At 68.1% G+C, this 26451-nt stretch carries 28 protein-coding genes and 1 pseudogene; 9 read left to right on the top strand and 20 right to left on the bottom strand.

Annotated features, from left to right (window positions below):
• Positions 1-97: 97 nt before the first annotated feature.
• Entirely contained in the window at positions 98-685 is a 588-nt protein-coding gene (locus QMO14_RS20985; protein WP_301509480.1) for a DNA-3-methyladenine glycosylase I, read from the top strand.
• An 83-nt stretch (positions 686-768) separates the two neighbouring features.
• Here QMO14_RS20985 and QMO14_RS20980 read toward each other — a convergent pair whose 3' ends face one another.
• From QMO14_RS20980 to metE, 4 genes are all read right to left on the bottom strand, one after another.
• Positions 769-1122, bottom strand: a complete 354-nt coding sequence (locus QMO14_RS20980) for an alpha/beta hydrolase (protein ID WP_301509479.1) — start codon at positions 1120-1122, stop codon at positions 769-771.
• Between the two features lie 333 nt (positions 1123-1455).
• Entirely contained in the window at positions 1456-2382 is a 927-nt protein-coding gene (locus QMO14_RS20975; RefSeq protein ID WP_301509523.1) for a tripartite tricarboxylate transporter substrate binding protein, read from the bottom strand.
• Between the two features lie 146 nt (positions 2383-2528).
• Positions 2529-3383, bottom strand: a complete 855-nt coding sequence (locus tag QMO14_RS20970) for a hypothetical protein (protein WP_301509477.1) — start codon at positions 3381-3383, stop codon at positions 2529-2531.
• 67 nt (positions 3384-3450) lie between these two features.
• Positions 3451-5796 carry a 5-methyltetrahydropteroyltriglutamate--homocysteine S-methyltransferase gene (gene metE, locus QMO14_RS20965; protein WP_301509475.1) on the bottom strand — a complete coding sequence of 782 codons (2346 nt, stop codon included), beginning with the start codon at positions 5794-5796 and terminating at the stop codon, positions 3451-3453.
• A gap of 113 nt (positions 5797-5909) precedes the next feature.
• Here metE and QMO14_RS20960 point away from each other — a divergent pair, with 113 nt between their 5' ends.
• The gene (locus QMO14_RS20960; protein ID WP_301509473.1) at positions 5910-6836 is read left to right on the top strand and encodes a LysR family transcriptional regulator; all 927 of its coding nucleotides are present in this window, start codon (positions 5910-5912) and stop codon (positions 6834-6836) included.
• Positions 6837-6838: 2 nt separating this feature from the next.
• Here QMO14_RS20960 and gcvA read toward each other — a convergent pair whose 3' ends face one another.
• Positions 6839-7786 carry a transcriptional regulator GcvA gene (gene gcvA / locus QMO14_RS20955; RefSeq protein ID WP_301509470.1) on the bottom strand — a complete coding sequence of 316 codons (948 nt, stop codon included), beginning with the start codon at positions 7784-7786 and terminating at the stop codon, positions 6839-6841.
• A gap of 129 nt (positions 7787-7915) precedes the next feature.
• Between gcvA and QMO14_RS20950 the strand changes: the two genes are divergently transcribed.
• Positions 7916-9214, top strand: a complete 1299-nt coding sequence (locus QMO14_RS20950) for an MFS transporter (RefSeq protein WP_301509469.1) — start codon at positions 7916-7918, stop codon at positions 9212-9214.
• Positions 9211-9378, top strand: coding sequence for a hypothetical protein (locus tag QMO14_RS20945; protein WP_301509468.1), 168 nt, complete (start codon positions 9211-9213; stop codon positions 9376-9378). Before QMO14_RS20950 ends, QMO14_RS20945 begins: the two co-directional genes overlap by 4 nt.
• Positions 9379-9397: 19 nt before the next feature.
• On the opposite strand, the gene mmsB is transcribed toward QMO14_RS20945, so the two are convergent.
• Genes mmsB through QMO14_RS20925 form a run of 4 tightly spaced genes read right to left on the bottom strand, consistent with a single transcriptional unit; the run spans position 9398 to position 14176 of the window.
• Positions 9398-10294 carry a 3-hydroxyisobutyrate dehydrogenase gene (mmsB, locus tag QMO14_RS20940; RefSeq protein ID WP_301509467.1) on the bottom strand — a complete coding sequence of 299 codons (897 nt, stop codon included), beginning with the start codon at positions 10292-10294 and terminating at the stop codon, positions 9398-9400.
• Positions 10295-10338: 44 nt separating this feature from the next.
• Positions 10339-11454, bottom strand: coding sequence for an enoyl-CoA hydratase/isomerase family protein (locus QMO14_RS20935; protein WP_301509465.1), 1116 nt, complete (start codon positions 11452-11454; stop codon positions 10339-10341).
• Positions 11455-11482: 28 nt separating this feature from the next.
• The gene (locus QMO14_RS20930) at positions 11483-12637 is read right to left on the bottom strand and encodes an acyl-CoA dehydrogenase family protein (RefSeq protein WP_301509464.1); all 1155 of its coding nucleotides are present in this window, start codon (positions 12635-12637) and stop codon (positions 11483-11485) included.
• 15 nt (positions 12638-12652) lie between these two features.
• Complete coding sequence (locus tag QMO14_RS20925) at positions 12653-14176, bottom strand: CoA-acylating methylmalonate-semialdehyde dehydrogenase (protein ID WP_301509463.1); 1524 nt, start codon at positions 14174-14176, stop codon at positions 12653-12655.
• Positions 14177-14337: 161 nt separating this feature from the next.
• Here QMO14_RS20925 and QMO14_RS20920 point away from each other — a divergent pair, with 161 nt between their 5' ends.
• Both QMO14_RS20920 and QMO14_RS20915 read left to right on the top strand, forming a co-directional pair.
• Positions 14338-15300: a LysR family transcriptional regulator gene (locus QMO14_RS20920; protein WP_301509462.1), complete on the top strand. Its 963-nt coding sequence runs from the start codon at positions 14338-14340 to the stop codon at positions 15298-15300.
• A gap of 35 nt (positions 15301-15335) precedes the next feature.
• Entirely contained in the window at positions 15336-16505 is a 1170-nt protein-coding gene (locus QMO14_RS20915; RefSeq protein ID WP_301509461.1) for a pyridoxal phosphate-dependent aminotransferase, read from the top strand.
• Here the strand turns inward: QMO14_RS20915 and QMO14_RS20910 are convergent.
• The 3 genes from QMO14_RS20910 to QMO14_RS20900 all read right to left on the bottom strand — a co-directional run bounded on the left by QMO14_RS20910 (position 16502) and on the right by QMO14_RS20900 (position 19404).
• Positions 16502-17884 (bottom strand): CoA transferase, encoded by a 1383-nt coding sequence (locus QMO14_RS20910; RefSeq protein ID WP_301509460.1) that lies wholly within the window; start codon positions 17882-17884, stop codon positions 16502-16504. The genes QMO14_RS20915 and QMO14_RS20910 overlap by 4 nt on opposite strands.
• A 73-nt stretch (positions 17885-17957) precedes the next feature.
• Complete coding sequence (locus QMO14_RS20905; RefSeq protein WP_301509459.1) at positions 17958-18596, bottom strand: 3-oxoacid CoA-transferase subunit B; 639 nt, start codon at positions 18594-18596, stop codon at positions 17958-17960.
• A gap of 1 nt (position 18597) precedes the next feature.
• Positions 18598-19404 (bottom strand): CoA transferase subunit A, encoded by an 807-nt coding sequence (locus QMO14_RS20900; RefSeq protein WP_301509458.1) that lies wholly within the window; start codon positions 19402-19404, stop codon positions 18598-18600.
• A gap of 104 nt (positions 19405-19508) precedes the next feature.
• On the opposite strand from QMO14_RS20900, the gene QMO14_RS20895 reads away from it, so the two are divergent.
• Positions 19509-20075: a LuxR C-terminal-related transcriptional regulator gene (locus QMO14_RS20895; protein WP_301509457.1), complete on the top strand. Its 567-nt coding sequence runs from the start codon at positions 19509-19511 to the stop codon at positions 20073-20075.
• Here the strand turns inward: QMO14_RS20895 and QMO14_RS20890 are convergent.
• Positions 20072-20563: a GNAT family N-acetyltransferase gene (locus tag QMO14_RS20890; protein WP_301509456.1), complete on the bottom strand. Its 492-nt coding sequence runs from the start codon at positions 20561-20563 to the stop codon at positions 20072-20074. The two genes, QMO14_RS20895 and QMO14_RS20890, sit on opposite strands and share 4 nt — an antisense overlap.
• A gap of 219 nt (positions 20564-20782) precedes the next feature.
• Between QMO14_RS20890 and QMO14_RS20885 the strand changes: the two genes are divergently transcribed.
• Entirely contained in the window at positions 20783-20929 is a 147-nt protein-coding gene (locus QMO14_RS20885) for a hypothetical protein (RefSeq protein WP_301509455.1), read from the top strand.
• An 11-nt stretch (positions 20930-20940) separates the two neighbouring features.
• Here QMO14_RS20885 and QMO14_RS20880 read toward each other — a convergent pair whose 3' ends face one another.
• The 7 genes from QMO14_RS20880 to QMO14_RS20850 form a co-directional block, all read right to left on the bottom strand.
• The gene (locus QMO14_RS20880) at positions 20941-21909 is read right to left on the bottom strand and encodes a tripartite tricarboxylate transporter substrate binding protein (RefSeq protein WP_301509454.1); all 969 of its coding nucleotides are present in this window, start codon (positions 21907-21909) and stop codon (positions 20941-20943) included.
• 54 nt (positions 21910-21963) lie between these two features.
• On the bottom strand, positions 21964-22344 hold the full coding sequence (locus QMO14_RS20875; RefSeq protein ID WP_301509453.1) for a VOC family protein: 381 nt from the start codon (positions 22342-22344) through the stop codon (positions 21964-21966).
• The gene (locus tag QMO14_RS20870; protein ID WP_301509452.1) at positions 22341-23330 is read right to left on the bottom strand and encodes a hydroxymethylglutaryl-CoA lyase; all 990 of its coding nucleotides are present in this window, start codon (positions 23328-23330) and stop codon (positions 22341-22343) included. The genes QMO14_RS20875 and QMO14_RS20870 overlap by 4 nt, the downstream gene beginning before the upstream one ends.
• Positions 23327-24499: a CaiB/BaiF CoA-transferase family protein gene (locus tag QMO14_RS20865; protein ID WP_301509451.1), complete on the bottom strand. Its 1173-nt coding sequence runs from the start codon at positions 24497-24499 to the stop codon at positions 23327-23329. The genes QMO14_RS20870 and QMO14_RS20865 overlap by 4 nt, the downstream gene beginning before the upstream one ends.
• A gap of 123 nt (positions 24500-24622) precedes the next feature.
• Positions 24623-25405, bottom strand: coding sequence for a hypothetical protein (locus tag QMO14_RS20860; RefSeq protein WP_301509449.1), 783 nt, complete (start codon positions 25403-25405; stop codon positions 24623-24625).
• Positions 25402-26136 (bottom strand): phospholipase D-like domain-containing protein, encoded by a 735-nt coding sequence (locus QMO14_RS20855; RefSeq protein WP_301509447.1) that lies wholly within the window; start codon positions 26134-26136, stop codon positions 25402-25404. Before QMO14_RS20855 ends, QMO14_RS20860 begins: the two co-directional genes overlap by 4 nt.
• Position 26137: 1 nt before the next feature.
• On the bottom strand, positions 26138-26269 hold the full coding sequence (locus QMO14_RS20850) for a hypothetical protein (RefSeq protein WP_301509526.1): 132 nt from the start codon (positions 26267-26269) through the stop codon (positions 26138-26140).
• Positions 26270-26337: 68 nt separating this feature from the next.
• Here QMO14_RS20850 and QMO14_RS20845 point away from each other — a divergent pair.
• Positions 26338-26451: pseudogene (locus tag QMO14_RS20845) on the top strand (FtsK/SpoIIIE domain-containing protein); the annotation flags it as partial.

The raw sequence follows: 26451 nt of genomic DNA, 5'->3' as shown, positions 1-26451 counted from the left end.
CTCTTTACGCGAAGCCGCCGTGGCATGCTTCCTTGCGGCGAAAGCGCCGAAAATGCCGTGCCGAAGCTAACTCAACCCGGCCGCACAAGAACGAACGATGAACGACAAGAGCACCGACAAGATCCGCTGCGCCTGGGCCCAGACCGACCCGCTGCTGATGGCCTACCACGACGCCGAATGGGGTGTGCCCGAGCATGACAGCCGCGCGCTGTGGGAAAAGCTCATGCTCGACGGCTTCCAGGCCGGGCTTTCGTGGCTCACCATCCTGCGAAAGCGCGATGCCTTCCGCAAGGCCTTCAAAGGCTTCGTGCCGGAGAAGATCGCCAGATTCACCGGGGCCGACGTCGAACGCCTGATGCAGGACACCGGCATCGTGCGCTCGCGCTCGAAGATCGAAGCCACCATCGGCAACGCCCGCGCCTACCTCGCGATGCAGGCCAAGGGCGAGGACTTTTCTGAATTCATCTGGGGCATGGCGGGCGGCAAGCCCATCGTGAACCGCGCTGGAAGCGTGCCGGTGAAGACGCCGCTGTCGGAGGACATATCGGCGGCGCTGAAGAAGCGCGGCTTCAAGTTCGTGGGGCCGGTCATCGTCTACGCATGGATGCAGGCCACGGGCATCGTGGACGACCATGCGCACGACTGCCACCGGCACAGCGCGAAACACAAGCCGAAAACCCAATGAAAAAACCGGACGCTGCTCTCGCAGGTCCGGTCTTTCCAGATGTGTGACTTGTGATTCGATGAAGCGGCTTGCGCCGCATCGAATTACAGGCCGGCTTGACGCGTGAAGGTCAGGCCCTTGGCTTGCGCCGGGATCACGCTGCCGGCGAAGGTTTCGGGACGCAGGTTCTGGCCCGGAGCGTGTGCAACGGCGACAGCCTGGCTGCGGACGGTGGCGCGGTCGACCGAAGCGGTCAGAACGGGGGTGGCGGTCGAAGCGGCGCCTTCGTTGTCGCCGTAGGCGTTGCCGGCACGGGCGGCTGCCACGGCCTGGGGCGCCACATCGGCGCGGCTGTAGCCGGAGGTCAGCGGCTGAACGCCTTCGTAGGTTTCTGCATGGGCGCCGGCTGCGGCGAGCAGGGACAGAGCGGCGGCGGCGAGGATGTTCGAGGTCTTCATTTCAATTCCTTCTTCATTGGGCTTTTCGGTGCCGCAAGTGTGCACCAGGATGACTAGGGCAAACCCTATGAAGAATGAACCGCAGTGTTCACGAAATTGAAACAATAGCCAGGAACTTTCTGACAACGCTCGTCCAAGTGCCTTTTCAGCCGTCAAAAACGGAGCCAGTCTGCATACTTTGTCTCTAGACCGTCAAGCGGAACTTGCCGATCGACACCCGACTTTCAGCAAAAGGTGCTACGGGTGCACCGACGCTCAACGGCGCTGCGCGTCTCCCTCAATGCACATTGCATGCCAGCCCACGCGCTCGGTTTCGGTGCATCCTGGCTCGGTTCAGTCTTCCTTCATGCCAGTCGCCTTGACCACGCTGCCGAGCCTCGCGCGCTCTTCGTCGACGAACTTGGCGAAGCTCGCACGCGTGCCTCCGATGGGCTCGATGCCCAGGTCTTTCAGGCGCTTGGAGATTTCAGGCGACTTCATGGCGGCGTCGACGGCCGCGGCCATCTTGTCCATGATCGCGTCGGGCGTGCCGCGCGGCGCATGCACGCCGGCCCAGTGCGCGATGCGGATCTCGGGGAAGCCCTCCTCCGTTGCCGTCGGCAGTCCGGGGTAGGCAGAGATGCGCTGCGTCCACGTGCCGGCCAGCGCCTTGAGCTTGCCGCCCTTCACATAGGGCAGCACCACGATGCTGGCCTCCGAGGTCGCCTCGACCTGGTTGCCGAGCACAGCGGTGATCGACTCCGAGCCGCTCTTGTAAGGCACCACGTCGAGCTTGCTGCCGTACTTCGTCTGCAGGATGCCCTCGACGAAATGCGGCGTGCTGCCCGTGCCGGCGGTGGCCCAGTGAAACCCGCTGCCCGACTTCTTCGACGCGGCGACGAACTCCTTCAGGTCCTTGTACGGCGCGTTGGCCGGCACCACGATCACCGAGGGCGCCAGGCCGATCATGGCCACCGGCACCAGCGCATCGTCCTTGTACGGCATGCTCTTCTTGATCATGCTGTTCGACACCACGCCGGCCGCGCTCACCAGGAAGGTGTAGCCGTCCGGCGCGCTCTTGGCGACCACGTCGGCGCCGAGGATCGCACCCGCGCCGGGCTTGTTGTCGACGATCACAGGCTGCCCCAGTAGCTTCGAAGCGCCTTCGGCCGCCGCGCGCGCCATCAGGTCATTGGCGCCTCCGGCGGAAAAGGGAACGACCAGCCTGATCGGTTTGGCGGGCCAGGCTTGCGCGGCGGCCCCCTGGGCGAAGACGGACATGGCAAGCCCGACGGCGAGCGAAGCGATTCGGTGGGAAAGCATGGCAGGTTCTCCTGTGTGTTGTGAATCGTTGTCAGGTACGTCATGCATTGCACGCCGCTGGGGCATTTTTGGCCTCGGGATTTCTCCCAGAGCCCCCAGCGCGATCAGGAGCGCGGCCAGGCGCGGATCAGGGTCCGCAGCGCGACGCCGCCGCTGCCCTTGACCTCGGCGCGGTAGGTGCCCACCAGCGCCTCGCGCTCGGCGGCGGCCTGCGGGTCGTTGCGCCATGCCAGCAAGGCGGCTACGTCGGCATCGGGCAGCGCGGCAAGCTGCGCCTGCGTCACCTGCCTTTCGAATTCGCGCGCCACGAGCATCAGGTTGCGCGGGCGGGTCGAGGTCACGCCGCGCGACCACAGGGTGTCGAGTGCCATGTCGAGGGTGCGGTCGGGCAGCGAGCTGAGCTGGCCGCCGTTGCCGCGCGCCAGCTGCTTGACGACGGCACTCATCAGCAACTGGCTGGAGAAGTCGATCTCGCGCACGTCGGCCACAGCCATGCGCTCCAGCAATTCGGCGCGCGCCGGGTCGACGGGCTTCGCGCGCTCGCGGTTGAAAAACTCCGCCTTGCCGGCTTCGCTCATCGCCGTGTAGTCGGAGCGCAGCTTCACGAAGCGGGCCACGGCAGCGAGCAGCTGCGGGCCGGGCGCGGCCCCGCCGTTACCGGCCGATGCAACTTCCTGCTGCATGGCCGCGACCGAGGCGTTGGTGTTGAATGCGCGCGCCGCCGCCGTGTCCAGCGCCTTGAGCGCCTTGTCGGCAATGGCCTGGTCGTCGGGATCGAGCAATTCCCTGGCGCCTCGCGAGACGGCACCAGGCCCGTACGAGGCCTGGTAGCGCTGCTGCACGCCTTCGAACTGCAGCAGCGCTTCCGCACGGCTCTGCGCCCAGCCCATCAAGGGGGCTGGAAGCAGGAGAAGCAACAGGGAGAAACGGAAAAGAGAGAGACGGTTCAGGGAGAGCATGGCGCCATTATTGGCACGCTGCCCCTCTTCTCCCGCTGCCCCCGTCCGCGCCGGTCTCTTCCGCGCTTCAGGCCCGTGCCAGTTCCTTGCGCAGCTGCTTTGCCGCAGCCACCATGTTCGACAGCGCCGCCTCGGTCTCGGGCCAGCCGCGGGTCTTGAGGCCGCAGTCGGGGTTGATCCACAGGTTGGCGGGCGGCACCACGTCGGCGGCCTTGCGCATGAGCCGCACTATTTCTTCGACCGAAGGCACGCGCGGCGAGTGGATGTCGTACACGCCCGGGCCGATCTCGTTCGGGTAGCGGAAGCCGCCCGAATTGTTCTCGCCGCCGAAGCCGCGCAGCAACTCCATGTCGGAGCGGCTGGTCTCGATGGTGATCACGTCCGCGTCCATGGCCGCGATCTCCGGCAGGATGTCGTTGAACTCCGAATAGCACATGTGCGTGTGGATCTGCGTCTCGTCGCGCACGCCCGAAGCGCTGATGCGGAAGGCGCGCGTGGCCGACTTCAGGTACGCGGGCCAGCCCGCGCGGCGCAGCGGCAGGCCTTCGCGGATGGCCGGCTCGTCGATCTGGATGATGCCTATGCCCGCGCCTTCGAGATCGACCACTTCGTCGCGAATGGCCCACGCGATCTGCTCGCAGGTGGTGGCGCGCGGCTGGTCGTCGCGCACGAAGGACCACTGCAGGATGGTGACGGGGCCGGTCAGCATGCCCTTCATCGGCAGCTTGGTCAGGCTTTGCGCGTAGGCGGTCCATTCGACCGTCATCGGCGCCGGTCGCGCCACGTCGCCGAAGATCACCGGCGGCTTGACGCAGCGCGAGCCGTACGACTGCACCCAGCCGTTGGCGGTGAAGGCAAAGCCGTCGAGCTGCTCGCCGAAGTATTCGACCATGTCGTTGCGTTCGGCCTCGCCATGCACCAGCACGTCGATGCCCAGTTCTTCCTGCTTGCGCACGGCCAGCGCGATCTCGGCGCGCATCTTCTCGCGGTAGCCGGGCGCGTCGAGCTCGCCGCGCTTGAACGCAGCACGCGCGGCGCGGATGTCGGCGGTCTGCGGGAACGAGCCGATGGTGGTGGTCGGCAGCGCGGGCAACGCGAAGCGCGTGCGCTGCACCAGCTGGCGCAGCCCGAAGGACGACATACGGCTGTCGTCACCGGACACGCTGCGCGCCAGGCGCAGGGCAACGTCGGCACGATGCACGCGCGGGCTGACGCGGCGTGCTTCCACCGCGGCGCGAGCTGCGGTGAGTTCTGCCGCGACCGAGGCCCCGTTGCCATCGATGGCCGCGCGCAGCACGCGCAGCTCGTCGAGCTTCTCGACGGCAAAGGCGAGCCACGACTTCAGTTCCGCATCGAGCTTCGTCTCCGTCGCGAGGCTGAACGGCACGTGCAGCAGCGAGCACGACGGTGCGATCCACAGCTCGCCCTGGTGCTTCCCGGCCACCGGCCTGAGCTTGGCAAGCGCCGCGTCGACGTCGGTGCGCCAGATGTTGCGGCCATCGACCACGCCGACCGACAGCACCTTGTGCGCCGGCAGCCAGTCGGCCACGCCGGTGAGTTCCTGCGGCGAGCGCACCGCGTCAACGTGCAGGCCGGCCACCGGCAGCTGGCAGGCCAGGCGCAGGTTGTCCGACAGCGGCGAGAAGTACGTGGCCAGCAGCAGCTTCGGCGCGCTGCGGGCGAGTTGCCAGTAGGCGCGCTCGAAGGCATTGCGCCATGCATCGGGCAGATCGAGGCCGAGGATGGGCTCGTCGATCTGCACCCACTCCACGCCCTGCTGCTTCAGCCGCGTGAGCAGCTGCTCGTACACCGGCAGCAGCGCGTCGAGCAGCGAGAAGCGGTCGAAGCCGGCCGCCTTCTCCTTGCCGAGGTACAGGAAGCTCAGCGGCCCCAGCAGCGCGGCCTTGACCGCATGGCCGGCCTGCTGCGCCTGCGCCACTTCGTCGAAGAGGCGCGTCGACGCGAGCCTGAACTGGGTGCGCGCGTCGAACTCGGGTACGAGGTAGTGGTAGTTGGTGTCGAACCACTTGGTCATCTCCAGCGCGAAGGTGCCTTCGCTGCCGTGCGTGCAGCCTTCGCCGTGCGCGTGGGCCGCCTCGCTCTCCACGCCGCGCGCCATCTTGAAGTAGCGCGAAAGTTCAGGCTCGTCGCCATGGAAGCCGAAGCGCGCCGGCTCGCAGCCCAGCAGCTGGATATGGTTGGCCACGTGGTCGTACCAGGCGAAGTCGCCCACCGTCACGAAGTCGAGCCCCGCGTCGCGCTGGGCCTGCCAGTGGCGGGCGCGCAGCTGCTCGCCGACCGCTTCGAGCGCGGCACGGTCGATCTCGCCGCGCCAGTGCTTCTCGAGGGCGAACTTGAGTTCCCGGTGCGCGCCCATGCGCGGAAAGCCGAGGGTGTGGGTACGGGTGGTCATTTGCAGGTAATCCGGTCGCTGATCTTGGGAATCTGCGATGGTCGGCGTTTGCGTCATATGATTCAAACGAAACCTTTTGCCCATTCGATTGAATATTTTTCATGCAGCCCGTCATGCAGCAATCGATCCTTGAAATACGCCACCTGCGCACGCTCATCGCGCTGCGCGACACAGGCAGCCTCGTGCGCGCCGCGCAGCTGCTCAACCTCACCCAGTCGGCCCTGTCGCACCAGATCAAGCTGCTCGAAGACCGCTACGGCGCGCAGCTGTTCGAGCGCAAGTCGGTGCCGCCGCAGTTCAGCACCACAGGCCTGCGGCTGCTGCAGCTGGCCGACACCGCGCTGCCGCTCATCGAGGAAGCCGAGCGCGACGTGGCCCGGCTCGCGCTGGGGCGCAGCGGCCAGCTGCGCATCGTGGTCGAGTGCCACACCTGCTTCGACTGGCTCATGCCGGCCATGGACGCCTTCCGCCAGCGCTGGCCCGAGATCGAGCTCGACATCGTCTCGGGCTTCCACCCCGACCCGATCGCGCTGGTGATGCAGAACCGCGCCGAGGTGGCCATCGTGTCCGAGCAGGACCCCGGCGAAACCGTGGACTACCACGCGCTGTTCCGCTTCGAGATCATGGCGCTGCTGGCCAACGATCACCCGCTCGTGGCCAAGGCCTACCTCACGGCGCGGCACTTCGCCGACCAGACGCTCATCACCTACCCCGTGCCCGACGACATGCTCGACATCGTTCGCCAGGTGCTCGGCCCCGCCGGCGTGGAGCCAGCGCACCGGCGCACCACCGAACTCACCGTGGCGATGCTGCAGTTGGTGGCCAGCGGACGCGGCGTGGCGACGCTGCCCCTGTGGGCGGTGCAGAACTACCTGGACCGCGGCTACGTCACGGCCCGCCGCGTCGGCAGCAAGGGGTTGACCGGGCGGCTCTACATGGCGTGCACGCAAAACACCTCGGCGCAGCCCTGGCTCGCGGACTTCGTGCGCGTCACGCGCGAGAGTTGCTTCAAGAGCCTGCCGGGGATCGAGCTGCTGTAGCGCTACTTCCTCCGCTTCCGCGCCGGCTGCAGCTCCCTCGGCGGCGTCCTGGCCGCGGCCAGGCCGCCATCAGCCATCGCCTCTGCAAGCCAGGAACGGAAGGCCGCCACCTTCGGCCGGTCATGGCTGGCCGGCGGATACACGAGGTGGTAGGCGAAGCCGTCGAGCAGCGAAGCCTTGAAGAGCCGCACCAGCCTGCCCTCGGCCACGTCGCTCGCCACCAGCGCCGCGGGCAGCAGGCCGACGCCCTGCCCTGTCTGCACCGCCCCCAGCAACAGACCGGCATCGTCGAACGACGGTCCGCGCACCGGGCCCGCATCGGCCACGCCCTGCGCCGCGAACCACAGGCGCCAGCCCTTGCGCTGCGCGTCGTTCACGCGCGGCCAGCGCAGCAGATCGGCTGGCTTCGCGGGCTTGCCCTGCTCAGCGAGCAACGAGGGCGCGGCAACGGGAACAACCTCGACGGTCAGCACGCAGTGGCTGACGAGCCCCGGGTACTGGCCCGTGCCGTGGCGGATGGCGACGTCCACGCCGTCGCGCGAAAAATCGGCCAACGCGTTGCTCGCCTGCACCTGCAGGTCGATGTCGGGATGCGCCTTCTGGAATGACTTGAGCCTCGGCACCAGCCACGCGGAAGCGAAGAACGGCGAGGTGCTCACGGTGAGCAGGCCGTTTTCGGCGGGCACGGCCAGCTTCTGCGTCGCGTCGCTGATCTGCCTGAATGCACTGCGCACAGGCGGCAGGTAGGCCTGACCCGCCTCGGTCAGGAAGATGCCCCTGTTGACGCGTCGGAACAGCTGCACGCCCAGGTGCAGCTCGAGCGTCTTCACGAGCTGGCTCACGGCGCCCGGCGTCACGCAGAGCTCGTCGGCCGCGTTCTTCACCGACAGATGGCGCGCGGCGGCCTCGTAGGCACGCAATGCGTTGAGTGGCGGGAGCTGGTGTTCCATCGTTTAGCTAAACTGATTCGAACGAGGCAGAAATTCTGGTTTGTGCCGCAGACGGCAAAGGAGGAGTATCGGCATCCGCGCGGCCAGAACGAGTCTCGCGAGCTTAGATATTTTGATCCACACACCTGCATGAAGACCACACCATCGAGCCAGCCTTCTTCCGCAACGCTGCAGGGCACGGGCATCTTCCGCGGCTGGCTGGTGGTCGCCGGCGCCTTTGCCGTGACCTTCGTCGGCTTCGGCTGCGCCTACACCTTCAGTGCCTTTCTCGAATCGCTGCAGAAGGACTTCGGCGCCTCGCGCGGATCGGTCTCGCTGGTGTTCTCGCTGGCGGGCTTTCTCTACTTCGGCCTCGGCGTGCTCAGCGGCCCGCTGGCCGACCGCTGGGGTTCGCGGCGGCTGGCCGTGGCGGGCATGGTGCTGGTGGGGCTCGGCCTTGCGCTCGCGGGGCAGGCGCGGAGCCTGACGCAGATCTACCTTGCCTACGGGCTGGGCGTGGGCCTGGGCGTCGGCGCCTCCTACGTGCCGGTACTGGGCGCGGTGCAGCGCTGGTTCGTCCGGCGGCGCGGCTTCGCATCAGGGCTCGCGGTGAGTGGCATCGGCGTGGGCACGCTGGTGATGCCGCCGCTGGCATCGCTCTTCATCGAGACGCTGGGCTGGCGCAACGCCTACCTTGCACTGGGCGCGCTGGCGGTGGTGGTGGGCGTGGGCATGGCGCTGCTGATCGAGAACGACCCGCGCGACCGTGGGCTGGGGCCCGACGGCGATCCTTCCCAGCCGAAGGCCGCGACGGCCCGGCCCGAGGGCTTCACGGTGCGCGATGCCGTGCGCTCGCGGCGCTTCGCCGGGCTCTACGCGGCCTGCCTCATCAGTTCCTTCGGCCTGTTCGTGCCCTTCGTGCACCTGGTGCCCTATGCGCTGGACCATGGCGTGCCCAATGCATCGGCGGTGCTGCTGCTGGGCGCCATCGGCGTGGGCAGCACGGCCGGGCGTTTCTTTCTCGGAGGGCTGGCGGACCGCATGGGCCGCGCGCAGACCATGCTGCTGATGTCCACCGGCATGGCGCTGTCGCTGCTGGTGTGGGCCTCATCGGGCGGCTTCCGGGGGCTGGCGGTGTTCGCCTTCTTCTATGGCGCGTTCTACGGCGGCTTCGTCGCGCTGCTGCCGGCGCTGGTGATGGACTACTTCGGCGGGCGCAACATCAGCGCGATCATCGGCGTGCTCTACACCAGCGTGGCCTTCGGCACGCTGGTCGGTCCGGCCGCCGCGGGCTATGCCTTCGACATCAGCCGCAGCTACCTCCTGCCGATCTTGTTCAGCGTGGGAGCCAACCTGGTGGCGGCCGCCATCATGTGGTCGATGTCGCGGATGGATGCCCGTGCAAAGCTGGCCACGGCCGGCGAACTGCGCTGTACAGTGGGGAAATGACACAACCGCAACCCGAAGTTACCGTCAGCCCGCCTCCTTCACAGCAGATTGCACAGATCGAACTCACCGAAACCCAGGCGTTCATGCGCGCCTGGGTTCTGTTCGCCGTGCTGTTCGCGGTGGTGCTCGGCCTGCTGTGGCTGCTGCAGTCCCGCTACAGCTGAGCCGGCAGACGCAGCGGGCTCAGGAAGCCTTCTGCACCAGCTTCAGCACGCTGGAGAAATCGAGCGCGCCGTGGCCGGCGAGGCTGTGGGCCGCATACAGGCTGCGCGCCAGCCCACCCAGTGGCGTGGCCGCACGCACGGCGGTGGCGTTTTCCTGGGCCAGCCCCAGGTCCTTGAGCATGAGGTCGGTGCCGAAGCCGCCTGCATAGTTCTTCGAGGCGGGCGAGGTTTCCATCACGCCGGGCATCGGGTTGTACTTTTCCAGCGCCCAGTTGCCGCCCGAGCTGCGGCGCATGATTTCCGACAGCACCTTCGGATCGAGCCCGTTGGCCACGCCCAGCGCCAGTGCCTCGGAGGTGCCGATCATCAGGATGCCCAGCAGCATGTTGTTGCAGATCTTCGCGGTCTGCCCCGCACCGGCCGCTCCGGCGTGGAAGATGTTGGCGCCCATCTTCTCCAGCACCGGGCGCGCGCGCTCCAGGTCTTGCGCCTCGCCGCCGACCATGAAGGTCAGCGTGCCGGCGATGGCACCGCCCGTGCCGCCCGACACCGGCGCATCGATCATCGCGATGCCCTTGGCCGCCGCCGCCTCCGCCACCTTGCGCGAGGTGGCAGCAGCGATGGTGCTGCTGTCGATCACCAGCGTTCCGGCGCGGATGCTGTCGAGCAGGCCGGGCTTGCCCGCGCCGCCAAGGAACAGGCCCTCGACGTGCGCGCTGGCCGGCAGCATGCTGATGACGACTTCGGCATCCGCCACCGTCTCCGCGGCCGAACGGGCAATGGGCAGGCCCTCGGCGCCGAACTTCGCGCAGGCCTCGGCCGAGAGGTCGAAGGCGGCGAGCGCGTGGCCGGCCTTGTGCAGGTTCATGGCCATCGGGCCGCCCATGTTGCCCAGGCCGATGAAAGCGATCTTCATGTGTCTTGTCTCCGTTGTTCTGTGCAGGAATCGGTGCGTGCGGGTCAGACCAGCGATGCCAGCTCTGCCGGCATCTCGCCGCGCGGGCGCAGGTGGTCTTCGATGAAGGCGGGCGTGATCTCTTCGAGCGTCGCCGGGCTCCAGCGCGGATTGCGGTCCTTGTCAACCAGCACCGCGCGGATGCCTTCGGCGAAGTCCTTGTGCGCGCAGAAGCCGAGCGAGGCCCAGTATTCGAGGCGGAACACCTCGGCCAGCGACATGCGCGGAACGCGCTGCCACAGCTCGAAGCTCAGCGCGGCCGAGCTGGGCGCGCCCTTGGCGAAGGTCTTGGCCGCGGTCTGCAGCCATGCGTCGTCGCTCTGCAGATCCCGCAGGCGCTTCGCGATGTCGAGCAGGTCGTCACCCGCCATCAGCGCGTTGATGGTGTCGTAGTGCTCGCGCACCTTCGAGGCCGGCATCCCGGCGCCCTCGCCCGCCTTGGCGAGGATGCGCGACAGCGTGGCGCGGTCGGCCTTGTTCTCGCCGGCCCATTGGGTCGAAGCGATGGCTTCCAGCACTTCGCCCTTGCGCTCCTGCGGCACCAGCGCGTCGGCAAGGCCGCAGAAGATGGTGTCTGCCGCGTTGACGTTGGCAGCCGTGAGCGCCAGGAACAGCCCGGTGCGGCCCGGCGTGCGGCGCAGGAACCAGCTGCCGCCCACGTCGGGGTACAGGCCGATGTTGATCTCGGGCATGGCGATGCGGCTTTGCAGCGTCATCACGCGGTGCGATGCGCCGGCCAGCAGGCCCACGCCGCCGCCCATCACGATGCCGTGGCCCCAGCACAGGAAGGGCTTGGGGAAGGTGTGGATCAGATAGTCGAGCTCGTACTCCTCGCGGAAGAAGTCTTCGGCGTAGGTATTGCGCGCGGGGCCGCAGTCGAGCAGTGTCTGGTAGAGCTGGCGCAGGTCGCCGCCGGCGCAGAAGGCCTTGTCGCCTGCCGCCTGCAGCAGCACGCCGACGATGCCGGCGTCACTCGCCCATTCCCGCAGCTTGGGCGTGAGCAGCCGCACCATGTCCACGGACAGTGCGTTGAGCGAAGCCGGCGCGTTGAGCGTGGCCACCGCGAAGCGCTGGCCGCCGGCGGTCTTGATTTCGTCGAAGAGAACTACGGAGTCGGTCATTGTCTTGAGAGGTTCTGGATGCAGGGCTTCAGCGGATATCGCTGTCCCCTTCCAGCAATTTTCGCGCAACGATCACGCGCATGATCTCGTTCGTGCCTTCGAGGATCTGGTGCACGCGTGTATCGCGCACCAGGCGCTCCAGCGGGAACTCGCCCAGGTAGCCGTAGCCGCCGTGCAGCTGCAGCGCGTCGTTGCAGACATTGAAGCCCGCGTCGGTCGCGAAGCGCTTGGCCATTGCGCAGTAGGTGCTGGCGTCGGCATGGCCGGCATCGAGCTTCGAGGCTGCGAGCCGCACCATCTGCCGCGCAGCGACCAGCTCCGTCGCCATGTCGGCCAGCTTGAACTGCAGCGCCTGGAAGCTCGCCAGCGGCTTGCCGAACTGCTGGCGCTCGTGCAGGTAGCGGCGCGCCGCGTCGAGCGCGCCCTGCGCCGCGCCCACCGAGCAGGTCGCGATGTTGATGCGCCCGCCGTCCAGCCCCTTCATGGCGATGCGGAAGCCTTCGCCTTCCTTGCCCAGCAGGTTCTGCGCGGGAATGCGCACGTTGTCGAAGTTGATGGTGCGCGTGGGCTGGCTGTTCCAGCCCATCTTGTGCTCCTTCTTGCCGTAGCTGATGCCCGGCGCGTCGGCCGGCACCGCGAAGGCCGAGATGCCACTGGCACCCGCGCCGCCCGTGCGCGCCATCAGCACCAGCACGTCGGTCGAGCCCGCGCCGGAGATGAAGGCCTTGCCGCCGTTGATGACGTACTCGGCTCCCTGCAATTCGGCGCGCGTCTTGAGCGAGCCCGCATCCGAGCCGGCGCCGGGCTCGGTCAGGCAGTAGGAAGCCAGCTTGCGCCCGCTCGTCAGCTCTTCGCCCCACTGGCGTGCCACCTCATCGGTGGCCCAGGTGCCCAGCATCCACGTCGCCATGTTGTGGATGGTGATGAAGGCGGTGGTCGAGGGGTCGACCGCGGCCATCTCCTCGAACACCAGCGCGGAGTCGAGCCGCGGCAGGCCGAGGCCGCCGATGCGCTCGGGCGCATACAGGCCGCAGAAGCCCAGCTCGCCGGCCTTGGCGATCGCCTCCCTCGGGAAGATGGCTTCCGCGTCCCACTGCGCCGCGTGCGGCGCGAATTCAGCCTGAGCGAAGTCGCGCGCCGTCTCGGCGAAGGCGCGCTGCTCCTCGGAAAGTTCGAAGTCCATCCGCCGGGCTTCTTCTTACTTGAGGCTGATCGTGGTGTTGACGCCGTGCGAGACGGTGCTGTCGTCGAACCAGCGCGCCGTCACCGTCTTGGTCTGCGTATAGAACAGCACCACCTGCTTGCCGTACGGCCCCAGGTCGCCGAGCTTCGAGGCGCGCGAGCCGGTGAACGAGAACATCGGGACCGGCACCGGAATCGGCACGTTGATGCCTACCTGGCCCACGTCGATGTCTTCCTGGAAGCGGCGCGCAGCGGCACCCGACTGCGTGAAGATCGCCGTGCCGTTGCCGTTCGGGTTGCTGTTGATCAGATCGATGGCCTCGTCGATGTTCTCGGCGTCGGCGATGCACAGCACGGGGCCGAAGATTTCCTGGTCGTAGATGGTCATGCCGGGCTTCACGCCGGTGAAGATCGTCGGGCCCACGAAGTTGCCCTTCTCGTAGCCGGGCACGGTGGGCTTGCGGCCGTCGAGCACCAGCTTTGCGCCGTCGGCTTCGCCGCGTTCGATGAGGCCGTTCACGCGGTCATAGGCGGCGCACGAGACCAGCGGCCCCACGTCCACACCCTTCTCGGTGCCGGCGCCGATCTTCAGCGTCTTCGCCTTCTCGATGAGTTCGGGCACCCAGTTGCGCGCCTCGCCCACCAGCACCGCCACCGACACCGCCATGCAGCGCTGGCCCGCGGCGCCGAAGCTGGCGCCGGCCAGCGCGTTGAGCGTCTGCTCCTTGTTGGCGTCGGGCATCACGATGGCGTGGTTCTTCGCGCCCATCATGCATTGCGCGCGCTTGCCGGCCAGCGTGGCGCGGTTGTAGACGTGCGTGCCGACCTTGGTCGAGCCGACGAAGCTGATCGCCTTGATGTCCTTGTGGTCGCAGATGCCATTGACGATGGCTTCGCCGCCATGCACCACGTTCAGCACGCCGGGCGGAATGCCGGCTTCGAGCGCCAGTTCGCACAGGCGCATGGTGACCATCGGGTCCTGCTCGGAGGGCTTGAGCACGAAGGTGTTGCCGGTGACGATGGCCATCGGGAACATCCACAGCGGGATCATGGCCGGGAAGTTGAACGGCGTGATGCCGGCGCACACGCCCAGCGGCTGCAGCAGCGTGTAGGTGTCGACGCCGTTGGCCACGTTGTTGGCCAGCTCGCCGAGCTGCAGGTTGCCGATGTTCGATGCGTGCTCGACCACTTCGAGGCCGCGGAACACGTCCCCTTCGGCATCGGGCAGCGTCTTGCCCTGCTCGGCCGTGAGGATCGCGGCGAGCTCGCCCATGTTCTCGCGGATGAGCTGCTGCAGCTTGAGGAAGATGCGCGCGCGGGCGCCGATGGGCGTCTTGCGCCAGGTCTTGAAGGCTTCCTTTGCGGAAGCAACGGCCGCGTCGAGTTCGGCCTGCGTGGCGAAGGGCACGCGCGCCAGCACCTGCTGCGTGGCGGGGTTGACGACGTCGCGCCATTCGGTTGTCTTCGATTCGACCAGCTTGCCGCCGATCAGCAGCTTGACGGTGGCGACCTGGGTAGAGGGCGTGGTTGTGGCGTCCATGGGGTTTGTCTCCTGTGAATCCTGTGAAAGCGGCGCCGGGCGAGCCGGGTCGGTCACGCATCCTAGCTTTGCAGATTTGCCATGACAATAGACAAAATTGCGCGACCGCTTTGCAAAAATGCAGAGCCTCACATTCGGAACCACCCGAGGCACGAAAGCACATGGACTGGGACAACCTGCGGTACTTCCTGGAGCTGGCCCGCTCGGGCACGCTGATGAGCGCGGCACGCCGGCTGGAGGTCGACCACACCACCGTGGCGCGCCGCATCCAGGCGCTCGAAAAGGAAGTCGGCGCCCCGCTGTTCTCGCGCGAATCGGGCGGCCACCGGCTCACCGAGGCCGGTCGCAGGCTGCAGCCGCAGGTCGAAGCGATGGAAAGCGCATTCCAGGCCGTGGAAAGCACCGCGCCGGCCTCACAGGAAGGCCTTTCGGGGCTGGTGCGCATCGGCGCCACCGAGGGCTTCGGCACGATGGTGCTGGCGCCACAGCTCGCGCTGTTCGCGGTGCGGCACCCGAAGCTCACCATCGACCTGCTCGCGATGCCCCGTCTGGTGCACCTGTCGCGGCGCGAGGCCGACATCGTGATCTCGCTCGAACGCCCGGCGCGCGGGCCGGTGGTGGTCGCCAAGCTCACCGACTACACGCTGCGCCTGTACGCGTCGAGGCAATACCTGTCGGCGCACAAGCCCATCCGTACGCGCGAGGACCTGCGCGGCCACACCTTCATCAGCTACGTGGACGACCTGCTCTTCAGCAAGGAGCTGCAGTACCTCGACGAGCTGCACCGCCCCGACGCGTTCGCGCTGCGCAGCACCAGCGTGCTCGCGCAGCACAGCGCGGTGGCGGCGGGCGCGGGCATCGCGGTGCTGCCGGCCTTCGTCGCCGAGCACGACAGCGCGCTGCGCCCCGTGTTGCCTGGGCAGGCGAACTTCACGCGCACCTTCTGGATGTCGATGCCGGCGGAGACCAAGCACCTCGCGCGCATGCAGGCGGTGTGGAACTTCCTGCGCGAGACGGTGCAGGAGCGGCAGCCGCTGTTGCTCCTGCCGCCGCCCGGCGAAGAGAATGGCGCGAGCGGCCCGCCGCAGCGCCCGGGCCGCCCGCGCAAGCCAGCAGCCCCGTAACGAGCAACGCAAACCCCTACACGGAGACACGCCCCATGCCACGCCATCGCCCTGCCCGCCTGGAACACATCGCCGGCATCGGCGTCGACCGCATGGGCGCCATCGCCGACGACGCGGACGGCCCGCCCTTCCTGCGGCTGGAGAACCTCGACGTCGACATCCCGCCCGACCCCGAGGCCGTCGCGCGCACCGTGCAGGCCGCGTCGTTCGACCCGGACAACAGCTACCTGCCCTTCGTCGGACAGTCGCGGCTTCGTGACGTGGCGGCGCGGCACGTGTCGGCGCTCTCGGGCGTGGAATACAGCGGCGCGCGCAACTGCGTGATCTCGGCGGGCGGCCTCTCGGGCATCCTCAATGCGCTGCTCGCCACCGTCGAGGTGGGCGACGAAGTGCTGGTGACCGATCCGACCTACGCCGGCCTGCTCAACCGCATCCGCCTCGCGGGCGGCACACCGAAGTACGTGCCCTTCCGGTTCACGCCCGGCGGCGAATGGAAGCTCGACCGCGAAGCGCTGCAGACAGCCGTCGGCCCGCGCTTGCGCACCATGCTGCTGATGTCGCCCTCGATGCCCTCGGGCGGCTGCTTCGACGAGGAAGACTGGCGCGCCATCGCCGCGCTGTGCGTGCGGCACGACCTCACGCTGATCCTCGACGCCGCGATGGAACGCCTGCTGTACGACGGCCGCAAGGTCATCCACCCTGCAGGCCTGCCCGGCATGGCCGAGCGCACCATCACCGTGGGCTCCTCGGCCAAGGAACTGCGCATGATCGGCTGGCGCGTGGGCTGGACCGTGGCGCCCGAGAGCTACATGCCCGACCTCGTGGCCGTGTCGCTCGCCAACGTGGTGGTGCCGGTAGGCATCGCGCAGGACGCGGTGGCTACGGCGCTGGAGCAATCGCCTCGCACGCTCGCGCCCTACGTGGCCGAGCTGGAGCGGCGGCGCGACACGGTGCTCGACGAACTCAAGGGCCTGCCGGTCGGCGTACCGGGCGGCGGCTGGTCGCTGCTGCTGCGCACCAGCGACTTCGGTATCGACGGTCAGACGCTGTCTGAACGCCTGCTGGCGCACCGGGTGTGCGCCACAGCGATGAAGGGCTGGGGCGAGACGCACGGGGCGCAGTATTTGCGCTTCGTGTTCTCCAACGAGCCGGTGGAGCGGCTGCGGGGGTTGGGGGACAAGGTGCGGGCGGCGCTGGGGGTCTAAGGCCACAACGGCGGATCGCTGCCCGGCGGCATCGAAGGCCGCAACCACGCAGCGGGCGTGCGCTGCAGTTGCGCGCTGTGGCGCAACGCGGCCAGCCTGCCGAAGCCGGAGTCCGAGGTTTCGACATACGGCTTCAGGTCGGGCTTCGGAGCCGAGAGCCCATCCCGCACGCGCCCGAGACTGCGCAGCCATTGTCCCGTCTGCGCGAGCGACACCTGCACGTGCCAGCTGCCGCCCTCCCGCTGCTGGCACCAGAGCGCGGCGGCGGCGCCGAAGGCCATCAGGTAGCCGGTGGCTTCGTCGAGGATCTGCATGGGCAGCGGCTTGGGCTTGCCGTCGCCGGCGGCCTCGCCCTCGGCGTGGTTGAAGCCCATCGCGGTCTGCACCAGCGAATCGAAACCGCGCCGGCCGGCCCACGGGCCTTTCGTGCCGTATGCGTTGAGCGATACGCAGACGATGCCCGGCCGCAGCCGCGCCAGCGCCAACGGCCCGAAGCCGCGCGCCTCGATACCGCCCGGCCTGTAGCCCTGCACGAACACATGCGCATCGGCCACCAGCCGATGAAGCGCGATCCGCCCTTCCTCGGTCCGCAGGTCGGCATGCGCCGAGAGCTTGCCCCGGCTGGTGTCGGCGATCGCGGCGATGTTCGGCAGGTTCGGTGAATTCACGAGCATCACGTCGGCGCCATAGGCCGCGAGCGCGCGTCCGCCGACCGGCCCCGCCAGCACGCGCGTGAGGTCGAGCACACGCAGGCCCGACAGCGGCCGCTGGTCTTCGCGCAGCGGCGGCAGTGCGAGCGGCGGTGCGTCGCCGATGCGCTCGACGGTGAAGAGAGGCTGCGCGGCGATGGCCTGCCCTTGCGGGGTGGTGTCCCATTCGTCGAAACGCCGCAATGCCGTCGCGACAAGTCCGGCTGAGGCGGCCGCGTCCTCGAAGTCGAGCGCGCGCCACCGGGCCATGGCCGTCTCGGCATCCGCGCGCGTGGCGGTGAGCGGGTCGAGCTTCATCAGCCGCAGCGCGCCGTCGCGGTGATGCGCGAAATTCGCGTGCACGCGCACCCAGCCATCGGCGCATCGGTAAAGCCCCGAGAACTCGTCCCATTGCGGCGGCACCTGCCCGTCCAGGCTGAACCAGCCCGTGCATTCCAGGGCTGCGTGCAGCATGTCGACGCTCACCTGCTGGCGCGCCGTCCCGCGCAGATGGCCCAGCTCGCAGGCCGCGAGCGCGGCTGCGGCGACGGTGGCCTGCGCGGCCGCACCCACCGCGAAGGAGGACGGCAGCACCGGGTCGACGCCGGTGAGCCGCGCGAATGCCAGCGCTTCTTCGGGAAGCCCCGCCTGCCGCCAGATGCCGCCGAGAACCTCGCTCGCATTCGTCATGCCCATGCTCCAAAGCAGAAAGGGCAGGTCCGCATCACGGCCCTGCCCTCGTTCGTCATTGCGTTCGCCGCCCTTACTGGATCAGCTTCGCCCCGGTCTTCGCCTGCAGCGCGTCGAAGCTGACGCCCGGCGCCAATTCGACGACCTTCAGGCCCTCGGGCACCACGTCCATCACGGCCAGGTCGGTGATGATGCGATCGACCACGCCCACGCCGGTCAGCGGCAGGGTGCACTTCTCGAGGATCTTCAGGTCCTCGGTGCCGTCCTTCTTCTTCGCGACGTGCTCCATCAGCACGATCACGCGCTTCACGCCGGCCACGAGGTCCATGGCGCCGCCCATGCCCTTGACCATCTTGCCGGGGATCATCCAGTTGGCGAGGTCGCCCTTGGTGCTGACCTGCATCGCGCCCAGGATCGACAGGTTGATCTTGCCGCCGCGGATCATCGCGAAGCTGTCATGGCTGCCGAAGATGGCCGAGCCGGGCAGCGTGGTCACAGTCTGCTTGCCGGCGTTGATCAGGTCGGCGTCGACCTGGTCTTCGGTGGGGAACGGGCCGATGCCGAGCATGCCGTTCTCGCTCTGCAGCCACACTTCCTTGTCGCCGGTGTGGTTGGCCACCAGCGTCGGAATGCCGATGCCGAGGTTGACGTAGAAGCCGTCTTCGAGCTCCTGGGCGGCGCGGGCCGCCATCTGGTCTTGGGTCCAGGGCATCTCAGGCTCCTTCTTTGTTGTTGACGACCTTGGCGGGTACTTCGCTGCCTGCAGCGGCGGCAGCAATGGCGGTCTGCGCCTCGACCWTGGCGGCGGCGGCGTCGATCGGCGCGGCGGCGCTCACGGTGCGCTTCTCGATGCGTTTCTCGGGGCTGGCGTTGAGCACGATGCGGTGCACGTAGATGCCAGGCAGGTGGATGTCGTCGGGGGCCAGCTCGCCCACTTCCACGATCTTCTCGACCTCGACGATGCAGATCTTGCCGGCCATGGCGGCGGCCGGATTGAAGTTGCGTGCCGTCAGGCGGAAGCGCAGGTTGCCCGACTTGTCGGCCACGTCGGCCTTCACCAGCGCCACGTCGGGCACGAGCGAGCGTTCCATCACGTAGGTTTCGCCGTCGAACTCGCGCAGTTCCTTGCCTTCGGCCACTTGCGTGCCCACGCCGGTCTTGGTGAAGAAGGCCGGGATGCCCGCGCCGCCCGCGCGCAGCTTCTCGGCCAGCGTGCCCTGGGGCGTGAATTCGAGCTCGAGTTCGCCGGCCAGGTACTGGCGCTCGAACTCCTTGTTTTCGCCCACGTAGGAGGCGACCATCTTCTTGATCTGGCGCGTTTCCAGCAGCTTGCCGAGGCCGAAGCCGTCGACGCCCGCGTTGTTGGAGATGACGGTGAGGTTCTGCGCGCCGGAGTCCTTGAGCGCGTCGATCAGCGCTTCAGGAATGCCGCAGAGGCCGAAGCCGCCGACCGCGAGCATCTGCCCGTCGGCGACGACCCCCTTGAGTGCCGCGTCCGCGGTAGGAAAAATCTTGTTCACTCGAGCTCCTTGATGGATGAATGAGAGTGGTGAAAGCGGGAGGAAGACAGCCCTGAACGATACTACGTACCCACATACGTAGTATTTCGTAATGGTGACCCCCGATGCCCGAGATCGATTACCGGCTGGCCTTTGAACACGCCCCCGTCGGCATGGTGGTGTCGAGCAACCGCATCATCGTGGCGTGCAACCTGCGCGTCTGCGAGATCTTCGGCGCAACGCCCTCCGCGCTGGTCGGGCATTCCTTCAGCATCCTCTACCCCAGCGTGGCCGAGTTCGAGCGCATCGGCAAGCGCATGGAGCCCTTCCTCAACGCCAGCGGGCACTACGCCGACAACCGCATGATGAAGCGCCTCGGCGGCCTGCACGGCGCCATCGCGGACGAAACCTTCTGGTGCCACGTCACCGGCCACGCCATGAACCGCGCCGCCCCGCACGAGGCCGGCATCTGGACCTTCGAGGACCTGGGCTCGCGCCGCGCAGTCAAGGCCGAGCTCACGCCGCGCGAGCGCGAGGTGGCGGCGCAGGTGATGCGCGGGCTGACCTCGAAGGAAATCGGCAAGGCGCTGGGCATCAGCCACCGCACGGTGGAACTGCACCGGGCCCGGCTGATGCGCAAGTACGCGGCCGCGACCACGGCCGAACTGGTGCAGAAACTGATCGCCGGCTAACCGGCGAGTTCGATGCGCAGGCGCACCATGTCGCGCAGCACGATGCCGTCCTGCTTCTGCAGCCTGCCACCGGCCGCGCGGCGCACGAAGAAATCGCGATCCACGCCGACGATGCGGAAGCCGAAGCGCTGGTAGAAGGCCAGCTCGCGCAGGCTGCTGTTGCCGGTGCCGACTTCGAGCAGGTGCGCGCCGCGTTCGATGGCCAGCGCCTTCGCCTTGCGCAGCAGCGCGGTGCCCAAGCCCTGACCGCGCAGCTCATCGCTCACCGCGATGTTCATGATTTCCCAGGTGCCGATGCGGGTTTCGAGCAGCACCATCTGGCCGACGACCTCGCCTGCAGCCTCCGCCAGCCAGAGCTCGCCGCGCAAGAGGTACTTGCGGATCTCGGCACGCGGACCGTCGGCGGCCAGCAGCAGCGGCCATGGTGTCGAGTCGTCGGGGGTGGCACGGCGTATCTGCGGCCGGAGCGTTGCCTTCTTGCTCGTCATCTATTCCTGTCTGCTTCCATGGGTAGTCGGTGCCGGATTCTCGCGTTGCACGCAGACCCGCCGATCCGAAAGACCCGCCCGAAGTTCCGGCCGGTTGCCGCCTCATCGTTGCGAAAACAGAAACGCCGTGTCGGCGAAACGCCTGCGCCGGAGCGCTCCGCGAAGCCTATCGTGGAGGTCATCAAGGGCGACAAGCCCGCAACCACACAGGAGTCCGAAATGTCCACCCCCATCCATTCCGAACGCAGCCTTCTGCTGCAGACCCAGGCCTCCGTCGCCCGCGCCCATGCGCTTGCCGTGCGGAAGCTGCCGGTCGCGATGACGCTCTCCGCGATCATCCTGTCGATCATCAACGTCAAGCTTTAGCGCGCCCTGAATCATTCGGGCTTGATGTCCGCCGACTTGATCACCTTCGACCAAGTCGCGAGTTCCTGGTCGACGAATTTCGCGAGCGTCGGCGAGTCCATGTAGGTGGCGAAGGCGCCCTGCTCGTCCACCTTCTTGCGAAAGGCCTCGCTCTCCACGATCTTGCGCAGTTCCGTGCTGAGCCTGTTGACGACTTCCGGCGGCGTCTTCGCCGGCGCGAACACAGCGAACCACGACTCCACTTCGTAGCCCGGCAGCCCCGCCTCGGCCGAGGTCGGCACGTCGGGCATCGAGGGATGGCGTTTGCTGCCGGTGTACGCCAGCGGCTTGATGCGCCCGCCCGCGAAATGGCCGATGACCGAGGGCGGCGTGGTGATGAACATGTCCACGTTGCCCGAGATCAGGTCGTTGATCGCCGGCCCCGAGCCCTTGTAGGGCACGTGCGTCATGGCCTGCTTCGTCTGCCGCGACAGCAGCTCGCCCGCGATGTGCTGGATCGAGCCGTTGCCCGAGGAGGCGTAGAAGAGCCCGCCCTCCTTCTTCCTGCCGTACTCGATGAGCTCCTTCATCGACTTCACCGGCAGCTTGCCGCTCACCGCGACCACGTGCGGCGCACGCATCACCATCGCCACCGGCACGAAGTCCTTGGCGGGGCTCCAGCGGATGTTCGGGTAGAGCGAGGGATTGCCGACGTGATAGCCCGAGTACTGCATCAGCAGCGTGTAGCCATCGGGTGCGGCGCGCGCCACGAACTCGGTGCCGATGTTGCCGCTGGCGCCGGGCTTGTTGTCGATCACCACGGGCTGGCCCAGCGCGCGCTGCAGCGGGTCGCCGACCAGCCGCGCCATGATGTCGGTGGAGCCGGCCGGCGCGGTCGGCACCACCATGGTGATGGGTTTCGAAGGCCAGGCTTCGCCGGCCGCCGCGGCCGAAGCGGCCAGGGCAAGGCCTACCGCGAGAAGGCGGTGGATGGGTTTCATGGTTTGTCTCCGGTGGTTTTGTATTCGCTTGCCTGCTGTCTTCGGACAGCGCCCTCAGGGCGACAGCTCCGAGATCTCGATCAGGTTCAGGTCGGGGTCGCGCACGTAGACCGAGCGGATGCGCGAGGCGGCGCCCGTACGCATCACCGGCCCTTCGAGCACCGGCACGCCCTTCTCGCCGAGGCGCGCGACAACCTCGTCGAGCGGCACGCTGGCGATGAAGCACAGGTCCAGCGAACCGGGCGTCGGCAGCTGCGCCTTGGGCTCGTACTCGTGGCCTTTCACATGCAGGTTGATCTTCTGGTTGCCGAAGCGGAAGGCCTTGCGGCCCGCGCCGAAGCTCTCCAGCGACATGCCCATCACGTCGACGTAGAAACGGATGCAGGCTTCCTCGTGCGCGGTGGTCAGCACGAGGTGATCCAGGTGGTCGATCATGGTTGAAGCTCCCTGCTTGCGTGCTCGCGCTCACGGGCGCGGGTCACGATGTCGTTGAAATCGGGCGGCGGCGGATGCCGCGTCAGCCGGTGGCCTGCGCGCGAGACCTGGGCCGGCAGTTCGTGCTGCACCAGCGCTTCCAGCTCGGCCGCCGCGCCGACCAGGCCCGCGAGGTCCATGCTCGTGTCGTAGCCCATGCACTGCAGCATGTGGACCACGTCCTCGGTCGCGACATTGCCGGTCGCGCCCGGCGCGTAGGGGCATCCGCCGATGCCGCCGAGCGACATGTCCAGCCGGCGGATGCCGGACTCGACGGCAGCGACCGTGTTCACCAGGCCCATGCCGCGCGTGTTGTGGAAGTGGGCCGTCCACTCCAGTGCCGGATGGCTCGCCATCACCGCTTCGCAGATCTCGCCCACCTGCGTGGGATAGGCCATGCCCGTGGTGTCGCACAACGTGATGCCCTGCACCTGCAGCGCGGCGAAACGGTCGATCCAGGCCCGCACGGCCGCCAGCGGCACATCGCCCTCCATCGGGCAGCCGAACACGCATGAGAGCGACACATTGACCGGCACGCCTGCCTGCTTCGCCAGGCCGATGACGTCGGCAAGCTGCGCGAACGACTGCTCGCGCGTCATGCGCAGGTTGGCGAGGTTGTGCGTCTCGCTCGCCGACATGACGATGTTGAATTCATCGATGCGGCTCTCCAGCGCGCGCTCGGCGCCGCGCACATTGGGCACGAGCGCGGTATAGACCACGCCGGGGCGGCGGGCGATGCGCTGCATCACCTCCTCGCCGTCGCGCAGCGCGGGAATCGCCTTTGCCGACGCGAAGGACGTGACTTCGATCTTCGCGTAGCCCAGCCCGCTCAGCCGGTCGATCAGCGCGATCTTGTCGTCGGTGGGAATGAAGCGGCTTTCCATCTGGAAGCCGTCTCGCGTGGCGACCTCGTTGATGAACAGCCGCGTGCCGTTGCCCGTCTTCATGCCGCCGCTCCTTCCGTGCGCCGCGCGGGCCATCCGGCACCGCGCAGATCGCCATCGTGCTCGCCCAGCCGAGGCGCCGGATGCGCGATTCGCCCCGGCGTGGCGCTGAGCCTGGGCACCACGCCCGGCACCTTCAGGGTGCTGCCGTCGGAGGTCGGCGCCTCCACGATCATTCCGCGCGCAAGGTACTGCGGGTCGCTCGCTATGTCGGCCACGGTGTAGATGCGCCCGACCGGCACACCCGCCGCATCGAGCGCGGCCAGCACCTCGTCGCGGCTGCGCTGCAGCGTCCAAGCCTCGATGGCTGCGTCGATCTCCTCCACGCGCAGCACGCGGCCGTCGTTGTGCGCGAGGCCAGGATCGCTCCCCAGGTCTTCCCGGCCGATGGCGCGCATCAGCCTGCGGAAGATGCTGTCGCCGTTGCCGGCCACCAGCACGTAGTGCCCGTCCTCGCAGCGGTAGGCGTTGGTCGGTGCGATGCCGGGCAGCGCGCTGCCCGCACGCTCGCGCACGGCCCCGAAGGCGTCGTATTCGGGCAGCAGGCTTTCCATCACGTTGAACACCGACTCGTAGAGCGCCACGTCGATGAACTGGCCCTCCCCGCCATGGGCCGTGCGGTGGTGCAGCGCGGTCAGCACGCCGATCACGCCATGCAGCGCCGCCAGCGTGTCGCCCAGCGACACCCCCACCCGCACCGGCACCCGGCCCGGCTCGCCGCTCAGGTAGCGCAGCCCGCCCATCGATTCGCCGAGCACGCCGAAGCCGGGCTTGTCGCGGTAGGGCCCGGTCTGCCCGTAGCCCGAGATGCGCAGCATGATGAGCCGGGGGTTCAGCGCATGCAGCGCTTCCCAGCCCAGACCCCAGCCTTCGAGCGTGCCGGGCTTGAAGTTCTCGATCAGCACGTCGGCTTCGAGCGCCAGTGCGCGCACGGCCTCCTGCCCTTCGGGGCTGCGCAGGTCCAGGCACACCGAGCGCTTGTTGCGCGACTGGACTTCCCACCACACGGAGGTGCCGTCGCGCAGCAGCCGCCACTTGCGCAGCGGGTCGCCGACGCCGGCCGGCTCGACCTTGATCACGTCGGCGCCGAACTCCGCCAGCGTCTTGCCGGCGAAGGGGCCGGCGATGAGCTGGCCGAGCTCCAGCACCTTCAGGCCTTCGAGTGCATTCATGTCCGCGTCCGTCTCCTTTGTTGGGCTGGCCCCGACTCTAGGAACGGATCGCGGAATGCGGAATTGCTTTGGTGGCAGCAGTCCTTCGCGAAACGCGAAGGCCCCGGCTGCGACAGAGTTGCCCTACTTCTTTTTCGGCAAGCCCGATCCGATCGGCGGCGCGGCCGGCGCTGGCGCATCGGGCGCCTTCACCCATCCGCGCAGCAGCACGCCCTTGAAGAGCCCCGCGCCGAAGATCGCCCAGTACACCCAGCCCGGCAGGTTCTCGACGCCGCTGTGCAGGTTCATGCCGAAGGCCGCGCCGATGGCCATCAGCGGGAAGGTCAGCGCGGCGATGGTGTTGAGCTTGTGCTGCGCGCGGCTGACCTCGTTGGCCGCGCGGGCCTGCTGTTCGGCCGCATGCGCGAGCCGGTAGTCCAGCGACATGCGGGTGTCGGCCAGCAACAGTTCGAGCCCGCGTCCGATCTCGACCGCGCGGTCGCGCAGGTCTGTGATCATCGGGTCCCCAGGCACGGCCTCGCGCGCGGCCTGCAAGGTGGCCTGCATGTTCGAGGCGGCGCGCGAGAGCGGAATCAGCGGCCCGAGAATCTGGAACAGCGCCTGCGAGCTCTCGGCGGCCTCATGCCGGACCTCGAAGGCAGCCATGGCCGCGCGGTAGTTCTCCACCAGCTTGGCCAGCGGCCGCTCGCCCGGGTTGTTGCCCTTGTGCAGCCAGGTGCCATCGGGCTTGCGCAGGAACACCGCCGCCTTGCGCTCCGACGCCGTGCCCGCGGGCGGCTCGTGCAGGATCACCATCAGGTGCCCCTGCTCGTGGATGACGCGCTGCGCGCCGTAGCTGGAGCCGCCCAGACGCTGCTGCATCTCGGGCGGCAGCTCCCAGTCGTAGTCGACGCGTCGGGTGCTCATCGGGGGGCCTGCAGTTCTTTCCAGAGGCTGTCGAACTCATCGGCGAAGCGCCGCACGAGCGCTGGGTCGTTGGTCAGCACGAGGTTCTCCTCGTTGAACTCGCAGGCGCTGCGCGTCCAGTTGTAGCTGCCGTTGAGCAGCCGGGCGCCATCGAAGATGGCGAACTTGTGGTGCATGTGCGCCTCGGTGCGGTCCACTGCCACCGGAATGCCGGCCGCGCGCAGTTGGCCGATGTCGCTGCCCAGGTCGAACTCCTTGTCGTTGTCGGAAATGCAGCGCAGCGACACGCCGCGCCGGTGCGCGGCCAGCACCTCTGCCGTGATGCGGTCGTCAGACAGGGTGAACACGCACAGGTCGACGGAATGCCTGGCCGAGCGCAGCTGCTGGTTGATGGTCTGCAGGCAGGCCGTGCCGGGGCTGAAGAAGGCCTGCGAGCGCACGGTCACGTTTCCGTCGGCCGAGCGGCCGGTATCGATGGCGCGAACCACTCCTTCGAGCCACTTCAGCAGCGCAAGCTGCTCGGGGTCGGCGGTGCGCGCACGCACCAGGTCGAACGCGCGGTTGCGCAGCTGGCGCAGGCCGTCCTCGGGCGGCTGGGCCTCGCGCAGCGTGTGGACCAGCACGCGGCGCTCGTCGTCGCTCAGGCGGGCGTCGGCGAGGGTGTCGTCGAGCTGCGCCAGCAGCGAGGGCAGACCAGGCGGCGATTCGGTGGTCGCGGGCAGGGCCGACATCTCATTGCTCCTTGTTGTCCGGCTTGGACGCGCGCTTCGGTGGCGTGCGCGTGGCCATCGCCTCCGCCGCCAGGCGCTCCATGTTCTGGGCGATGGAGCGGTCCAGCTCCAGTCGGCGCTCGGTGGCAGTCACCAGCGGCAGGATCAGTCTACAACCCCTTCAGCCTCACGCCCGACGACCCCGAGCCGCTCAAGCGCGAGCCGCACATCGTCGTGGTCATCGACGAACTGGCCGACCTGATGATGGTGGTCGGCAAGAAGATCGAAGAGCTGATCGCCCGCCTCGCGCAGAAGGCGCGCGCGGCCGGCATCCAC

It is taken from the genome of Variovorax sp. CAN15 (genome assembly GCF_030462475.1).
Lineage (GTDB): Bacteria > Pseudomonadota > Gammaproteobacteria > Burkholderiales > Burkholderiaceae_C > Variovorax.
The sequence above is the reverse complement of the archived record's forward strand: the minus strand, read 5'-3'. Positions and strand labels throughout refer to the sequence as shown.

What these genes read in the sequence shown, in the direction of transcription:
- QMO14_RS20985 (WP_301509480.1), top strand. Translation starts at nt 98, where the DNA reads ATGAACGACAAGAGCACCGACAAGATCCGCTGCGCCTGGGCCCAGACC.
- QMO14_RS20980 (WP_301509479.1), bottom strand. Translation starts at nt 1,122, where the DNA reads ATGAAGACCTCGAACATCCTCGCCGCCGCCGCTCTGTCCCTGCTCGCC.
- QMO14_RS20975 (WP_301509523.1), bottom strand. Translation starts at nt 2,382, where the DNA reads ATGTCCGTCTTCGCCCAGGGGGCCGCCGCGCAAGCCTGGCCCGCCAAA.
- QMO14_RS20970 (WP_301509477.1), bottom strand. Translation starts at nt 3,383, where the DNA reads ATGCTCTCCCTGAACCGTCTCTCTCTTTTCCGTTTCTCCCTGTTGCTT.
- metE (WP_301509475.1), bottom strand. Translation starts at nt 5,796, where the DNA reads ATGACCACCCGTACCCACACCCTCGGCTTTCCGCGCATGGGCGCGCAC.
- QMO14_RS20960 (WP_301509473.1), top strand. Translation starts at nt 5,910, where the DNA reads ATGCAGCAATCGATCCTTGAAATACGCCACCTGCGCACGCTCATCGCG.
- gcvA (WP_301509470.1), bottom strand. Translation starts at nt 7,786, where the DNA reads ATGGAACACCAGCTCCCGCCACTCAACGCATTGCGTGCCTACGAGGCC.
- QMO14_RS20950 (WP_301509469.1), top strand. Translation starts at nt 7,916, where the DNA reads ATGAAGACCACACCATCGAGCCAGCCTTCTTCCGCAACGCTGCAGGGC.
- QMO14_RS20945 (WP_301509468.1), top strand. Translation starts at nt 9,211, where the DNA reads ATGACACAACCGCAACCCGAAGTTACCGTCAGCCCGCCTCCTTCACAG.
- mmsB (WP_301509467.1), bottom strand. Translation starts at nt 10,294, where the DNA reads ATGAAGATCGCTTTCATCGGCCTGGGCAACATGGGCGGCCCGATGGCC.
- QMO14_RS20935 (WP_301509465.1), bottom strand. Translation starts at nt 11,454, where the DNA reads ATGACCGACTCCGTAGTTCTCTTCGACGAAATCAAGACCGCCGGCGGC.
- QMO14_RS20930 (WP_301509464.1), bottom strand. Translation starts at nt 12,637, where the DNA reads ATGGACTTCGAACTTTCCGAGGAGCAGCGCGCCTTCGCCGAGACGGCG.
- QMO14_RS20925 (WP_301509463.1), bottom strand. Translation starts at nt 14,176, where the DNA reads ATGGACGCCACAACCACGCCCTCTACCCAGGTCGCCACCGTCAAGCTG.
- QMO14_RS20920 (WP_301509462.1), top strand. Translation starts at nt 14,338, where the DNA reads ATGGACTGGGACAACCTGCGGTACTTCCTGGAGCTGGCCCGCTCGGGC.
- QMO14_RS20915 (WP_301509461.1), top strand. Translation starts at nt 15,336, where the DNA reads ATGCCACGCCATCGCCCTGCCCGCCTGGAACACATCGCCGGCATCGGC.
- QMO14_RS20910 (WP_301509460.1), bottom strand. Translation starts at nt 17,884, where the DNA reads ATGACGAATGCGAGCGAGGTTCTCGGCGGCATCTGGCGGCAGGCGGGG.
- QMO14_RS20905 (WP_301509459.1), bottom strand. Translation starts at nt 18,596, where the DNA reads ATGCCCTGGACCCAAGACCAGATGGCGGCCCGCGCCGCCCAGGAGCTC.
- QMO14_RS20895 (WP_301509457.1), top strand. Translation starts at nt 19,509, where the DNA reads ATGCCCGAGATCGATTACCGGCTGGCCTTTGAACACGCCCCCGTCGGC.
- QMO14_RS20890 (WP_301509456.1), bottom strand. Translation starts at nt 20,563, where the DNA reads ATGACGAGCAAGAAGGCAACGCTCCGGCCGCAGATACGCCGTGCCACC.
- QMO14_RS20885 (WP_301509455.1), top strand. Translation starts at nt 20,783, where the DNA reads ATGTCCACCCCCATCCATTCCGAACGCAGCCTTCTGCTGCAGACCCAG.
- QMO14_RS20880 (WP_301509454.1), bottom strand. Translation starts at nt 21,909, where the DNA reads ATGAAACCCATCCACCGCCTTCTCGCGGTAGGCCTTGCCCTGGCCGCT.
- QMO14_RS20875 (WP_301509453.1), bottom strand. Translation starts at nt 22,344, where the DNA reads ATGATCGACCACCTGGATCACCTCGTGCTGACCACCGCGCACGAGGAA.
- QMO14_RS20870 (WP_301509452.1), bottom strand. Translation starts at nt 23,330, where the DNA reads ATGAAGACGGGCAACGGCACGCGGCTGTTCATCAACGAGGTCGCCACG.
- QMO14_RS20865 (WP_301509451.1), bottom strand. Translation starts at nt 24,499, where the DNA reads ATGAATGCACTCGAAGGCCTGAAGGTGCTGGAGCTCGGCCAGCTCATC.
- QMO14_RS20860 (WP_301509449.1), bottom strand. Translation starts at nt 25,405, where the DNA reads ATGAGCACCCGACGCGTCGACTACGACTGGGAGCTGCCGCCCGAGATG.
- QMO14_RS20855 (WP_301509447.1), bottom strand. Translation starts at nt 26,136, where the DNA reads ATGTCGGCCCTGCCCGCGACCACCGAATCGCCGCCTGGTCTGCCCTCG.